Raw genomic sequence first — 12,279 nt, forward strand, 5'->3', positions numbered from 1 at the left:
ACACCTGATTTGATGGCGCATTTTTTTATTTAGAACCGAGATTACTGTTGGCCACTTTATCCGAAAAGATGCATATGCATCTTGATCGGCTTCAACCACCCGTATTTTTCCCGCTCCACATCACAAGCAAAAAAATAAGGGTCATACGCCTGCAAATGATCGAACCACAACCATTCGTCCTCCATATCAAGGGTGCTCCAAATTTGCACCCTTCTTTCGGACAGCATTAATTTCACTCCTTCGCTCCCTTCCAAATAATAGACGAAACCATCCCCCTCCCCTTGTGGAAAGGAGGTTATTTGAGCGGAAGAAAGCCATTCTCCCAAATGATGGATCGAAATGGGCCGGCAAATATAATCGACTTGTTTTTGAGCCTCTTGCCGAAGGGAGGGTACCGTCTCATACTCTTTAAAAAGATGGAAGAGTTTGTTTTCCATTTGAATAAATTGCCGTGCGATTTCCTGGTTTAGAAGATAAATATCGTATCGGTGCAAAAGCTCGCCCTCCTTTTTTGTGTCTTCCCCTAATTTTAATGCTTGGCCGCAAAATAATATGTCAACATTTGTATGGTGAGACCCTGTAACGGTCGACAAATTATTTCATTAGGTGACATCCTTTCGCGCAAAAGGTGCCCTGACATTTGTCCAGGACACCTCCAAAGGCGATGCTTACTGTTCTGTTAAGGCTTTCACTTCATTTACGATATGATCTTCGTGAAATCCGAAAGCTTCCATAACCACATTGCCGGGAGCCGAAGCACCGAATTGATCGATGCCGATGGTTTTGCCGCCCTCTCCGGCATAACGTTCCCAGCCGAATGTAGCCGCTGCTTCCAGCGTGACAGTCGGAATGGCATGGTCGATGACCGATTGCCGGTAAGCTTCCGGTTGGGTTTCGAAACGGTCCCGGCTCGGCATACTGATGACCCGAATCGCGATCCCCTGCTCGGATAGTTGTTTTCTGGCTGCCATCGCGAGCGAAACTTCGGATCCTGTCGCGACAATCGCGGCCGCCGGCTGGTCGGCATCCGCCAAAATATACGCGCCTTTTTTCACGTTTTCATACGCGTCGTCCGGATCCGTCAGCGTTGGGAGCCCTTGCCGCGTTAACACGAGGGCGGTCGGGTGATCCTTTGCTTCCAGCGACAGCCGCCAAGCGGCAACGGTTTCGTTCCCATCCGCCGGCCGGACCACGGAAAGGTTCGGCATCGCGCGCAACGCCGGCAGCTGCTCAATCGGTTCGTGGGTCGGTCCGTCTTCGCCGACCGCAATGCTGTCATGGGTGAACACATAGGTAACGGGCACCCCCATTAATGCCGACAAACGGACCGCCGGCCGCATATAATCGGAAAAGACGAGAAACGTTGCCCCGTACGCATGCAGGCCTCCGTGAAGCGCAATCCCGTTCAAAGCCGCGGCGGTGGCAAACTCTCTTACCCCAAACCAGACATTGCGGCCTTCGCGGTTGTCTTTGGTAAAATCATCATACGCATTCATCAACGTATTATTGGAGGAAGCGAGGTCGGCGGAACCGCCGAACAGCCCGTCCACTTGGGACGAAACCGCCTGAATCGTTGCCCCCGAGGCTTTCCGGGTGGCAAGGCCTTCTTCTCCGGCCTCGTACCTCGGCAGCTCCTTCAACGCATCCGTTCGCCAATCACGGGCAAACGCTCGCGCCAGTTTCTCGGCTTTTTCCGGAAAGGCTTTGCTGTACGCCTCGAACGTCTCTTCCCATTGGCGGTAAACAGCGGCGGCTTCCTCTTGTTTCTGTTCAAAAAAGCTGCGGACGTCATCGGGCACATGGAACGGTTCGTGGTCCCATTCATAAGCTTCTTTGGCGAGCGTGGCTTCTTCCTCCCCCAACGGCTTTCCATGCGCATCATTCGTGCCGGCGCGGTTCGGCGAACCGAAGCCGATGACGGTTTTCACTTCGATAAAACTGGGGCGGGGATCTTCTTTCGCTTCTTGAATCGCCCGGTCAATGGCTTCCACATCATTGCCGTCTTCGATAAAGGCCGTGTGCCAGCCATACGCTTCATACCGCTGGCAGACATCCTCCGAGAACGCCCGGTTCAAATCGCCGTCGAGGGAAATATCATTGGAATCGTAAAGCACAATTAAGCCGCCCAATTGCTGGTGGCCGGCGAGCGAAGCGGATTCCGAAGCCACCCCTTCCATGACATCCCCGTCACTGCAAATCACATACGTATAGTGGTTGAACAATGCATACCCTTCCCGGTTGTACGTAGCGGCCAGATGGGCTTCAGCCATCGCCATCCCTACCGACATGGCAATGCCTTGCCCGAGCGGTCCGGTCGTTGCGTCTACCCCAGCCGTATGGCCATATTCGGGATGGCCGGGCGTTTTGCTTCCCAATTGCCGGAAGTTTTTCAACTCCTCGAGGCTCAAGTCGTAGCCGGTTAAATGCAACAAACTGTACAGCAACATGGAGCCGTGGCCCGCGGATAAGACAAAACGGTCCCGGTCCCACCAGTCCGGTTTTGCCGGATGATGTTTAAAGTGTCTGCTCCATAAAGCAAAAGCCATCGGCGCCGCCCCCATGGGCAGCCCCGGGTGGCCGGCATTTGCCCGATTGACACTGTCGATGGACAATGTCCGTATGGTATTAATGGCGCGTTGTTCTATGTTGGAAGTCAATGGTTCCATCCTTTCTTTCATGAATTGTCTCTCCTGTTATGATATATGGTTTTTAAAAGTAAAACAAGAATCTCTTTCCGTCTTTCGTGCAAGAACTTGGTCAGATAAAAAGCGGTGCATCACTTTCACGAGCGATGCACCGCTTTTTATTCTTAATAAGAACGGCGTTTGCCTTTGGCATTGCGTAATTTGTCCGGGGTTACTTCGTTTCCTTTTTCATCAACGACGGACACATTTTGAATCTGCTGTTTGAAAGAGGTTCTAAAATTCTGTAGATATTCTTCCCGCAAGTCTTTTTGTTCGTCTTGCTCATCTGCAGTCAAACCCGTGGTTTTCTGTCGTTTGGCTAGTTCATTAATACGGTCAAGCTTTTCATCGGATATCAATGAAGCTCCCCCTTAAAGTCATGAATTATGCTTATCGATACTATAACGTTCATGTCTGCATGAAATCAACAGGCAACAATTCATATTATAACCTAAATGAATGGCTGAATATAAGTGATCCTTCATATCCTTGCTTTTTCTTCCCCATTCTTTTATTCCCTCTGCCACTCCATATGTTCAACAGCTGCCGGAACCGGGGTTGCCGTTTGGATATGTTTGTTTTCCTCCGCGGCACTGCTCCCGAGAGACTGATCGGCAACCATCGTCATAATGATGATGGAGAGGGCAAATAAAAATAATAAAAGGCGCTCTTGTCCTTTATTGCGTTTTTTTTCAACTCTTTGCTCCGTCATAATAAAAACCTCCGAAACATTTGTTCTTGTTTTAGTGTATCAGAACTATCGTTCGTGTCAAGACTTTTTAGGAACTAATGTTTGCAAACGTTTGTTTTATGTGGTACGCTTTTCACAAATGAAGATTAACGAGGTGAATCGCATGAAGAAGCTCTCCCAACGACAAGAAACGATTCTCGAATTTATTAAGGACAATGTAAAAAAGAAAGGGTATCCACCCTCTGTGCGAGAAATTGGCGAAGCGGTCGACCTCGCCTCAAGCTCGACCGTTCACGGCCATTTGGCCCGCTTGGAAAAGAAAGGGTATATCCGCAGAGACCCAACTAAACCAAGAGCGATCGAAGTTCTTCATCTGGATGAAGAAGGAAACGAAATTGCCGAAACAGACAAACCGGCAAGTGCTTATGTTCCTTTAATCGGGAAAGTAACAGCAGGCCTGCCCATTACAGCCGTCGAAAATGTAGAGGGATATATGCCGTTGCCCGACCATTTTGTCGGAAGTGACCAGGTGTTCATGCTCACCATTGAAGGGGACAGTATGATTGAGGCGGGAATTCTTGATGGGGACCAGGTGATTGTGCGCCAACAACCGACCGCAAATAACGGTGATATTATCGTAGCAATGACGGACGAGCAGGAAGCAACCGTCAAACGCTTTTATAATGAAGGGGATCACATCCGATTACAGCCCGAAAACCAAACGATGGAACCGATCATTCTTGACGATTGCCAAGTGCTCGGAAAAATAAGCGGTGTCTTTCGTACGATTTCCTAAAACAAAACCCGGCAAGGAGGGCAGGAAGCGTAAAGATTCCTTCCCTTCTATTTATTTTGTTAACATAATACTATTATCGTACATTGCTTTCGTGTTTGTTTTACTTTATGCGCTGCACGCGTCCATTTAGAACTGCTCGGATTATTTTTTCTTCCTGTTTTTCTTTTTGTGATGATGCCCTGCCGTAATCAACACAGCAAGAATCAACAATCCAGGCATGGAAACCGCGATCGTTAAAAAGAGACCAATCTCCAACACGCCCATCACCTCGCGATCTTTGCCAATATGTTATGTATAAACGGGAGCGAAGTGAAGCGTGATCAATTTTTCCACGAAAAAACCCCGAGCTCATTTCGCTCGAGGGCACTTGTTCGGTCAATCCTTTCCATTGTATTCAGTTTTGCTATTCCTTTTCCAAAATAGATGAAACGATATGCAAAGAGTCCCACTCCCCTCCGGAGACGCTAATCACCGGATATTTTTTCGGGTAAAATTTGTTTCTGATTTCCTCAACAGTTAGCCCCTCTTTATGCAGGATTTTCACCTCTTCGGAAAGGGTCTCTAGATGATCCAATTTTTGCTTTAACATTTCTTTTCCATTCTCTACATATCCGGCATGGCAGCAAAAGATGGAATCAAAATCATAATAAAGTAACGTTCGGATCGAATCCATCGTCTGTGGGATGGACTCACTGCTCATAATGACTTTCGGTTTCGGAGAAACAAATAAATCCCCTGAAAATAACGTGCCGTTTTCCTCGTCGAAAAGCGCGACATGATCATCGGCATGTCCCGGCGTATAAATCACCTTCCACTCCCGGTTTCGGGATTGGATTGTATTTTCGAATGGCGTGGCCGTAAACCCAACCCGTCTCCCCCAAGTCATTTGCCGATATTTCGGATAGGGCCAATCTTGGGTACAAATATCAACCCCATTAGCGTGAACATATATGGGCACTTCATATTTTTGCTGCAACCATGGCGCCGTACCGGAATGATCCTCATGGCTATGGGTCAGCGTCACAAAATCAATCGCATGCGCTTCATAGAAAGGAATAAGCTCAGCCTCCATATGCTTAGGACCCGTGTCGATTAACATCCCGTCGACCAAAAAGGCATAAACGGTATTTATTTTCTGACCTCCGAGAACAATGTCCATTTTCACACAAGTTACATCATCTTTTTCATCTATTTGCATTGTATTGGCCCTCCCCTCCTGTTTTTCTTTCACTTTTTGGGAACAACCGCCATGGTGCAACGGGAGACACAAATCAGTTTTTCGTTTTCGTCCGTTATTTGAATATCCCAAACCATGGTCGTTCGCCCTTTGTGAAAAGGGGTAGCGGTTGCCGTGACTATGCCGTTGGTTTTACTGCGCACGTGGTTTGCATTAATTTCCATTCCTACCGGATGATATTTTTGTGGATCTATATTCATGGCAGTTGCCATGGTTGCTGCCGTTTCCGCCAAGGCAACAGACGCCCCGCCATGTAGAATGCCGGCCGGTTGCTGCGTTTTAGGCCCTACGGGCATCGTCATAACCAGCCGGTTTGAACTGAGTTCCACATAGTCCATTTCAAGTTCTCCGACAAGGGAATCTTTGTTTCTAACCTGCATCTGTTCAGCAAAAGCTTCCTTATCCTTTGCGCCATACAAATCCAACACTTCTTGAGCAACGATCATGCCAATCCACTCCTTCTTTTTTCTATTTAAGAATGATCATTCTAGAATGATCAAAATGTTAGTCCAATACAGACAGTGTCACATCTATAATCTCTTCCATTTTTTGCGTGTCATGGCTCGTTTTCGCCAAAACGCGCACGCCAACTAACGAATTATTCAGAAATTGGGCCAGCCTCTCCGCTTCATGACGGTCCGATATTTCTCCCGACGTTTGACCGCATAACACTAGCTCATGTAACAGGTTCTCCGTATTAGAGAAACGATCCATCACTTTCTCCATTGCTTCCCGGTCATGCTCGGCCAACTCAACCGCCGTATTCACCGTGAAGCATCCGCTCGGCTGATGCTCTTTGCGATGGACCGCTACCTCAAATAAAAGCCTGATCCCCTGCTTGACTGAATCGAGCGTTTTTATCTGTGTTTCTAAATTGGCTTCCACCGTCTCCGCATAGCGTTCCAATGCTTTCATATACAACGCATGTTTGCTGCCGAAGTTATCATAGATACTACGGCGATGGATGCCCATATGGGCAACCAAATCTTGCATGGACGTTTTTTCATAGCCCTGATGCCAAAACAATTTCATGGCTCTATGTAAAACAATATTCTCATCATACTCTTTGCTCCGAGCCATTTTTGCCCTCCCTTACTAAATCGATCTTATCATTTCTAGAATGATTAGTAAAGAATTTTTTGATACCTTGATTATTATTAATTCTTATGTAAATCGCATTAAAAATATCATTCCTTACCTTGCAATATTTCATAATATCCGTATAATACTGAAGTATCAACAAAATATTTTTCCACTAGAGGTGTCGAAAGACTGAGAGGGACGTGTGTGTCCCAACTCTTCGAACCTGACCTGGTTCATACCAGCGTAGGGAAGTGGACGGTATATATTTAGGGTTTGCTAAAATGAAAAAATTCTTTCTGTAGCAAGGGATTCTCCCTGATTGGTAGGCAGAAAAATGAGCCTAGGCCCAGCAGCGCTGATCTTGCGCGAGGATGGCTTAGCCATTCGTCCGCGGTAAAGCTAAGCCATGGAAGCGACATTCCGCCCTTGCTATCAAGTTGTTCAGCAACCTCTATTTACACAGTGTAATCCTGTGAAGTATGCCTAACTTCCCCCTGTGGTGCACAGAAAGGGGAATTTTTTATGCACAAACGCACGCTAATTATGGTTGAAATTGCTTTGATGACGGCGCTCGCGTTTATTTTGAGTTTCATCAGATTTCCGGGGCCATGGGCACAAGGCGGTTCGATTTCACTGATCATGGTACCGATTTTCATTATGGCTTTTAGGCGAGGATGGCGCGTTGGCGTCCTGACGGGATTGCTCGTAGGCGTCGTTAATTTGATGTATAATGCCTTTATTATGCACCCTATCCAAATGCTTCTGGATCACCCTGTCCCTTATGCCGCCCTCGGGCTTGCCGGATTGTTTGCTTTTCAGAATAGCGAAGGAAGATTGTCCATTTCCTGGGCGCTCATCGGCGTATTATTCGCAGGATCTCTGCGATTTTTATCCCACTTCGTCTCCGGTGTCGTTTGGTTCGGGAGCTTCGCCCCTGAGGGGATGAATGTTTATCTCTATTCTTTTATTTACAATATTTCCTATATATTGCCGGGAATTTTAATCACACTTGTCGTTCTCTACATGCTGTACAAGGCACAGCCTGAATTTTTTCAAATGAAAAAAACGACCACGCTAACCTCTTAAAGCCTATTGACTGATGCTTCAATAATGTTATTATATTAATGACTGATTTATTCATCCGGTCATTTCTTGAAAAGAGGTTTTCACAAGTGATTACAAACAAGCGAGCAACAATTCTAGAGGCAGCAAAACGGGCGTTTTCCTTGTTTGGTTATAAAGGCACATCCGTCGCCCATGTTGCGAAACTCGCCGGTATCGGCAAAGGCACGATCTATACTGAATTTAAAAATAAAGAAAAGATGTTGGAAGCGGTAATGGATGGCATTTTACAAGATCTCGGGAACATTTTTGAACGGGTCAAACAGAAGGATGAACGATCCATATTGAAACTGCACCGCGCCTTATATGATACGTTGCACTATCGGAAAGAGCACCAGCTGCTTATGCATCTCACCGAAGAAGTGAGCGTACACGGCACGAAAGAAGCCGTCTCCGCGATGCAGAAGGTAGAAGATTTCATTATAAGCGCTTTGGAGCAGGCCATCGCGCAAGGGGTGGAGAAAGGGCGTTTACAAGTGATGGATGCCGAGGTTACAGCCTTCACCATCTACAAACTCTACATCGCGTTTATCGTTGATTGGGAAGAAAAAAAACAACCGCTGACGGAAGAAGAATTATTCCAGGTCTTTGAAAATCACATCTTTAACGGCATCGTCGTTCGATGATCTATGCGGGCGATGCTCTTTTTTTGAATAAAATTGACCATTTTATTTTTTTGGTCATTCGGTCGAATTAGGAGGTTTTATATTGAAAGGTTATATAGACGAATGGAAGGCAGTTTTCGCAGACAAAAAAATGCTTATTTCGATTATCGGCATTCTATTGATCCCTGTTTTATATGGAGGCATTCTGCTTTGGGCCTTCTGGGACCCGTACGGGCAGCTTGAAGAGCTTCCCGTCGCAGTTGTGAATGAAGATGAAGGAGCTGAATTAGACGGGGAACAAGTGAATGCCGGGGATGAATTTGTAGATGAACTTCTGGAGAGCCAGGATTTCAATTGGCATGTGACGGATGCCGATGAAGCTCAAAGTGGCTTCCATGCGTCCGATTATTATTTTTATGTTATGATCCCTTCTTCTTTTTCTGAAGATGTTTCCTCTTTACAAGACGAGGACCCTGAAAGCGGACGGCTTTATTATGATATCAATGAGGATGTTAATTTTGCTGCCTCACAAATGGGAACACAGGCCGTGGACACGATTGAAGAGGAACTGTCCCGGACATTAACGGAAACCTATATGGAAGTTGCCGATGATGCATATACTGAACTGGCTGACGCGGCTGTTGAACTTGAGGATGGAGCCGAAGCGCTTGCGGATGGTATCGATTCAGCCCTTGAAAATATGAGCTCCCTCACGGAAGGGTTGGCAGACTTGGACGAAGGTGCCGAATCCTTGCATGCAGGGACAAACGAAGCCGCTGAAGGTACCCATGAATTGCGTACGGAAGTCGAAGCATTCGCGGAGGCTTATCATAACAGTGAAGAAATCGATCAATTGGAAAACTCGTTGAATGAGATGCAAACGGATGTAACAGAAGCCCGCGATTATTTGGAAAGCGACGACGCAGCACAACTGGAACAATCCCTTCACTCCCTTGATGAAAACTGGTCGGATGCACGTGATTCCCTGCAATCAGCCGAAGATTCTCTCAGCCATTTGGAAGCTAGCATGGAGGACGTCGACCAACCTATTCAAGATGCACAAGGTGTTCTAGATGATATTAGCGAGATGCATGACCGCCTGGAGCAATGGCAAACCCGGGCAAATGAGAGCTTGCATGACTTAGAATCGTTTGTAGGGGTCTGTTACGAGTGGCAAGAGATGGCTAGCGAATGGAATGGTGCCGAGGAAGAAGCTTTAGTCTTGTCTGATTATATCGCGGAAAACTATCCGGAAGATGAAACACTGCAAAACCATGCGGATACAGTTACAGAAACCGTTGAGGGCATCGATTCCGAGGATGTTCAACCTTGCCATCAAGTCGATGAAACCGTAAATGCTTTAAACGAGACTTATGATGATATGGAAAAGGCAGCTCCGGAACTTTCAGAGGAACTTGAAGCCATCGATGCAGCATTCAATGAAACCGTTGAAACGATTTCCGCTGGGCAGGAAGATGTTTCAACGTGGATGAATGAAGTAAACGAGGATTTGGAAAATGCCCAGGCAGCCGCCCCGGAAGGGATCGGGGATGGAGACGTTGAATTATTGGAAGTGTTTCCGCAGGCAAGATCCACATTAGCCGAGCTGGATGAATCACTATCACGGGCAGACGAAACATTATCATCCGTAGACGGTACGATTGATGAAGCTGAACAAGAGGTGCAATCCCTTGATGAAGGCGTACAAGACTTAAACGAAGGAGCAGATGAGCTCTCATCAGAAATGCAAGAGGCCTACCAAGGTGGCTTGGATATTGAAGATGGCCTTGAAGACCTCGATGAAGGTGCCGGAGAACTGCAGGAAAACCTTCAGACACTGGCTGAAACGTTATTGGAACATGAGCTAACCGAAGAGCAACAAGCCCTTTTCACTTCCCCCGTTGAATCCGTGTCTGAGAGTGAAACCGAGGATTATACGTACGGAGAAGGGCTCTCTCCTTATTTTTTATCGTTGGGATTATTCGTCGGAGGATTGACGCTGTCGATTATCTACCCGTTTTATCAGCCGTTGGCCGAACACAATACGGCTTGGAATTGGTTTTCCGGTAAATTAGGGGTCGTATGGACAGTGGCTGCGATCCAAACGATCGCCCTACTTGGAGTCACCTTTTTCGGACTTGACCTGGATATCGCTAACCCTGTTTGGTTTTCCTTTTTCATGGGCTTTGCCAGCCTTTCCTTTATGGCACTGATTTTTATGCTTGTCGCGATATTGGATAACCCCGGACGTTATATCGCGATTATCTTATTAATTATACAGCTGGGAGGAAGTGGAGGTTCCTTTCCCGTGGAACTCGTTCCTTCTTTCTTTCAACACGTACACGCTTGGCTGCCGATGACGTATTCCGTGGATGGGCTGCGGGCTGTGATCATGATGGGCGAACCGGGATTATTGCTTGGTACATGGCCCCTGCTTTTGGTTTTACTTGTGTCACTGGGAGCAACTTTTCTGTTTTTTGCCATCAAGCATAAGAAAGGGACTGGAGCATAAGTTTTTGCCCCTCGGTCCCCTAAATGCTATCCTTTTCCTTGGGAAAGAGAGGATGATCGCTTTGGTAAACGAAATCTTGTTAAATGAATACACCATTAACGTTGAAAGCTATGAAGAAGAAAAAGTCGATGGTTTGTATAAAATAACCATTGAGTTTAAGGTGACGAGCGAGGAATATCACGCGATCACAACTTTGTTGTATGAAGGAACGTTTGATGTGAATGTGCCGGAGAGAGAGCTAATGTTCCGCGGAACGATTCAGCAATATTTTACCTCGATCACGAATTTATATATCGAAGGACAAGTGGGAGATTACACATTAAAATTAATCGAAGTTCAAGGCTAGGAAAGAAGGCGTATTTTCATGAAACTAAGCATATTGGATCAATCTCCGATTTCGTCGAATCAAACGGCTGGAGAGGCATTGAACGAATCCATGAAGTTGGCACAAGTGGGAGAGAGGCTTGGATATGAGCGTATCTGGATGACGGAACATCATGATTTGCCGGGGCTCGCGTGTTCAGCGCCTGAAGTTATGTTAAGTTATATCGGAGCGAAAACCAAGACGATTCGTCTCGGTACCGGCGCTGTTTTGCTTCCCCACTATAAATCGTACAAAGTGGCGGAGGTGCATCATCAGTTAGCCACCCTCTTTCCGGGTCGGATTGATCTGGGAATTGGACGAGCCCCCGGCGGCTCCGCGGAAGTCACGAATGCGTTAAATGACAACTTTCTACAAAACGTCTATAAAATGCCCGATTTGGTGGAAGAGCTGCTCTGTTATTTGGACGATCAGATCCCGAAAGTATCCGCTTCTCCACTGCCGGACATCTCCCCCACCCCATGGTTGCTTGGCACGAGTGCAAAAAGTGCTTCGCTTGCAGGAGAACACGGGATAAGCTATGTGTTCGGGCAGTTCATGAGCGATGAGGACGGCCCCACCATTGTCCAGAAATATTTGGATGCTTTTACTCCCCGAGACCGAGGGCAAAAGCCGGGAATCATCGTTACCATTTCCGCCATCTGCGCGGAAACGACGGAAAAAGCGGAAGAAATCGCTTTAAGCTCCCTTATTTGGCAGTTACAAAAGGAAAAGGGAGAAGGAAAACAAGGCGTCCCCTCTATCCAAGATGCAAAAGACTATCCACTGAGCGATAAGGAGAAGGAACGTTTTGAAGACATGAAACAGCGAATGATCATCGGTGGTCCGAATGAAGCAAAAGCGGAGATCAAAGAGATCCAAACAAAAAATCAAGCAAATGAAATCATGATCATGACAACGACATACTCACCGCAGGATCGTGTGCGGTCGTATGAACTTATTGCCGAGGAAGTTCTTTCAACAGATAACAAGACATTATCCTAATGCCTTTGAGACTGCTTCCCGCGGGTATTCACATATTTCCGGCGGATATTTCTTTATTTCCCGTGGACATTCACATATTTCCCGCGGATATCGCGGGATTTCCTACGTAAATACTGCGGTGTCTCCATTTATGTATTCCCTGTGGCAAGAGACAGATTTTACCACAGGAAAATATTTTTTCAT

General features: G+C 46.7%; 13 protein-coding genes and 1 riboswitch. Of the genes, 6 read left to right on the forward strand and 7 right to left on the reverse strand.

Translation table 11 applies throughout. The features are described from left to right. Nucleotides 1-56 precede the first annotated feature (56 nt). From sirA to EPH95_RS02205, 4 genes are all read right to left on the reverse strand, one after another. Nucleotides 57-494, reverse strand: coding sequence for a sporulation inhibitor of replication protein SirA (sirA, locus tag EPH95_RS02190; protein WP_160141549.1), 438 nt, complete (start codon nucleotides 492-494; stop codon nucleotides 57-59). 174 nt (nucleotides 495-668) lie between these two features. Further along, nucleotides 669-2,657 carry a transketolase gene (gene tkt / locus EPH95_RS02195; protein WP_142091447.1) on the reverse strand — a complete coding sequence of 663 codons (1,989 nt, stop codon included), beginning with the start codon at nucleotides 2,655-2,657 and terminating at the stop codon, nucleotides 669-671. Nucleotides 2,658-2,809: 152 nt separating this feature from the next. After that, nucleotides 2,810-3,043: a DUF896 domain-containing protein gene (locus EPH95_RS02200; RefSeq protein WP_142086953.1), complete on the reverse strand. Its 234-nt coding sequence runs from the start codon at nucleotides 3,041-3,043 to the stop codon at nucleotides 2,810-2,812. 152 nt (nucleotides 3,044-3,195) lie between these two features. Further along, nucleotides 3,196-3,396, reverse strand: a complete 201-nt coding sequence (locus tag EPH95_RS02205) for a hypothetical protein (protein ID WP_142086955.1) — start codon at nucleotides 3,394-3,396, stop codon at nucleotides 3,196-3,198. A gap of 142 nt (nucleotides 3,397-3,538) precedes the next feature. Between EPH95_RS02205 and lexA the strand changes: the two genes are divergently transcribed. Next, nucleotides 3,539-4,171, forward strand: coding sequence for a transcriptional repressor LexA (lexA, locus tag EPH95_RS02210; protein WP_142086957.1), 633 nt, complete (start codon nucleotides 3,539-3,541; stop codon nucleotides 4,169-4,171). A gap of 403 nt (nucleotides 4,172-4,574) precedes the next feature. Here the strand turns inward: lexA and EPH95_RS02215 are convergent, their stop codons facing one another. From EPH95_RS02215 to EPH95_RS02225, 3 genes are all read right to left on the reverse strand, one after another. After that, a complete protein-coding gene (locus EPH95_RS02215; RefSeq protein ID WP_142086959.1) occupies nucleotides 4,575-5,369 on the reverse strand; it encodes an MBL fold metallo-hydrolase in 795 nt (264 codons plus the stop codon). A gap of 29 nt (nucleotides 5,370-5,398) precedes the next feature. After that, nucleotides 5,399-5,788: a hotdog fold thioesterase gene (locus EPH95_RS02220; protein WP_142091448.1), complete on the reverse strand. Its 390-nt coding sequence runs from the start codon at nucleotides 5,786-5,788 to the stop codon at nucleotides 5,399-5,401. 124 nt (nucleotides 5,789-5,912) lie between these two features. Then, nucleotides 5,913-6,488 carry a TetR/AcrR family transcriptional regulator gene (locus EPH95_RS02225; RefSeq protein WP_142086961.1) on the reverse strand — a complete coding sequence of 192 codons (576 nt, stop codon included), beginning with the start codon at nucleotides 6,486-6,488 and terminating at the stop codon, nucleotides 5,913-5,915. Nucleotides 6,489-6,655: 167 nt separating this feature from the next. Next, nucleotides 6,656-6,758, forward strand: a riboswitch (TPP riboswitch). Between the two features lie 255 nt (nucleotides 6,759-7,013). Between EPH95_RS02225 and thiT the strand changes: the two genes are divergently transcribed. From thiT to EPH95_RS02250, 5 genes are all read left to right on the forward strand, one after another. After that, nucleotides 7,014-7,577 (forward strand): energy-coupled thiamine transporter ThiT, encoded by a 564-nt coding sequence (gene thiT / locus EPH95_RS02230; protein WP_142086963.1) that lies wholly within the window; start codon nucleotides 7,014-7,016, stop codon nucleotides 7,575-7,577. Between the two features lie 86 nt (nucleotides 7,578-7,663). Beyond that, nucleotides 7,664-8,239, forward strand: coding sequence for a TetR/AcrR family transcriptional regulator (locus EPH95_RS02235; protein WP_160141550.1), 576 nt, complete (start codon nucleotides 7,664-7,666; stop codon nucleotides 8,237-8,239). A gap of 82 nt (nucleotides 8,240-8,321) precedes the next feature. After that, entirely contained in the window at nucleotides 8,322-10,730 is a 2,409-nt protein-coding gene (locus EPH95_RS02240; RefSeq protein WP_142086967.1) for a YhgE/Pip domain-containing protein, read from the forward strand. Between the two features lie 61 nt (nucleotides 10,731-10,791). Continuing rightward, nucleotides 10,792-11,076 carry a DUF3219 family protein gene (locus EPH95_RS02245; protein ID WP_142086969.1) on the forward strand — a complete coding sequence of 95 codons (285 nt, stop codon included), beginning with the start codon at nucleotides 10,792-10,794 and terminating at the stop codon, nucleotides 11,074-11,076. An 18-nt stretch (nucleotides 11,077-11,094) separates the two neighbouring features. After that, complete coding sequence (locus EPH95_RS02250) at nucleotides 11,095-12,096, forward strand: LLM class flavin-dependent oxidoreductase (RefSeq protein WP_142086971.1); 1,002 nt, start codon at nucleotides 11,095-11,097, stop codon at nucleotides 12,094-12,096. The last annotated feature ends 183 nt before the right edge of the window (nucleotides 12,097-12,279 follow it).

The organism is Salicibibacter halophilus (assembly GCF_006740705.1).
Lineage (GTDB): Bacteria > Bacillota > Bacilli > Bacillales > Marinococcaceae > Salicibibacter > Salicibibacter halophilus.

What these genes read in the sequence shown, in the direction of transcription:
- EPH95_RS02205 (WP_142086955.1), bottom strand. Translation starts at nt 3,396, where the DNA reads ATGACGGAGCAAAGAGTTGAAAAAAAACGCAATAAAGGACAAGAGCGC.
- lexA (WP_142086957.1), top strand. Translation starts at nt 3,539, where the DNA reads ATGAAGAAGCTCTCCCAACGACAAGAAACGATTCTCGAATTTATTAAG.
- EPH95_RS02215 (WP_142086959.1), bottom strand. Translation starts at nt 5,369, where the DNA reads ATGCAAATAGATGAAAAAGATGATGTAACTTGTGTGAAAATGGACATT.
- EPH95_RS02220 (WP_142091448.1), bottom strand. Translation starts at nt 5,788, where the DNA reads ATGCAGGTTAGAAACAAAGATTCCCTTGTCGGAGAACTTGAAATGGAC.
- EPH95_RS02225 (WP_142086961.1), bottom strand. Translation starts at nt 6,488, where the DNA reads ATGGCTCGGAGCAAAGAGTATGATGAGAATATTGTTTTACATAGAGCC.
- thiT (WP_142086963.1), top strand. Translation starts at nt 7,014, where the DNA reads ATGCACAAACGCACGCTAATTATGGTTGAAATTGCTTTGATGACGGCG.
- EPH95_RS02250 (WP_142086971.1), top strand. Translation starts at nt 11,095, where the DNA reads ATGAAACTAAGCATATTGGATCAATCTCCGATTTCGTCGAATCAAACG.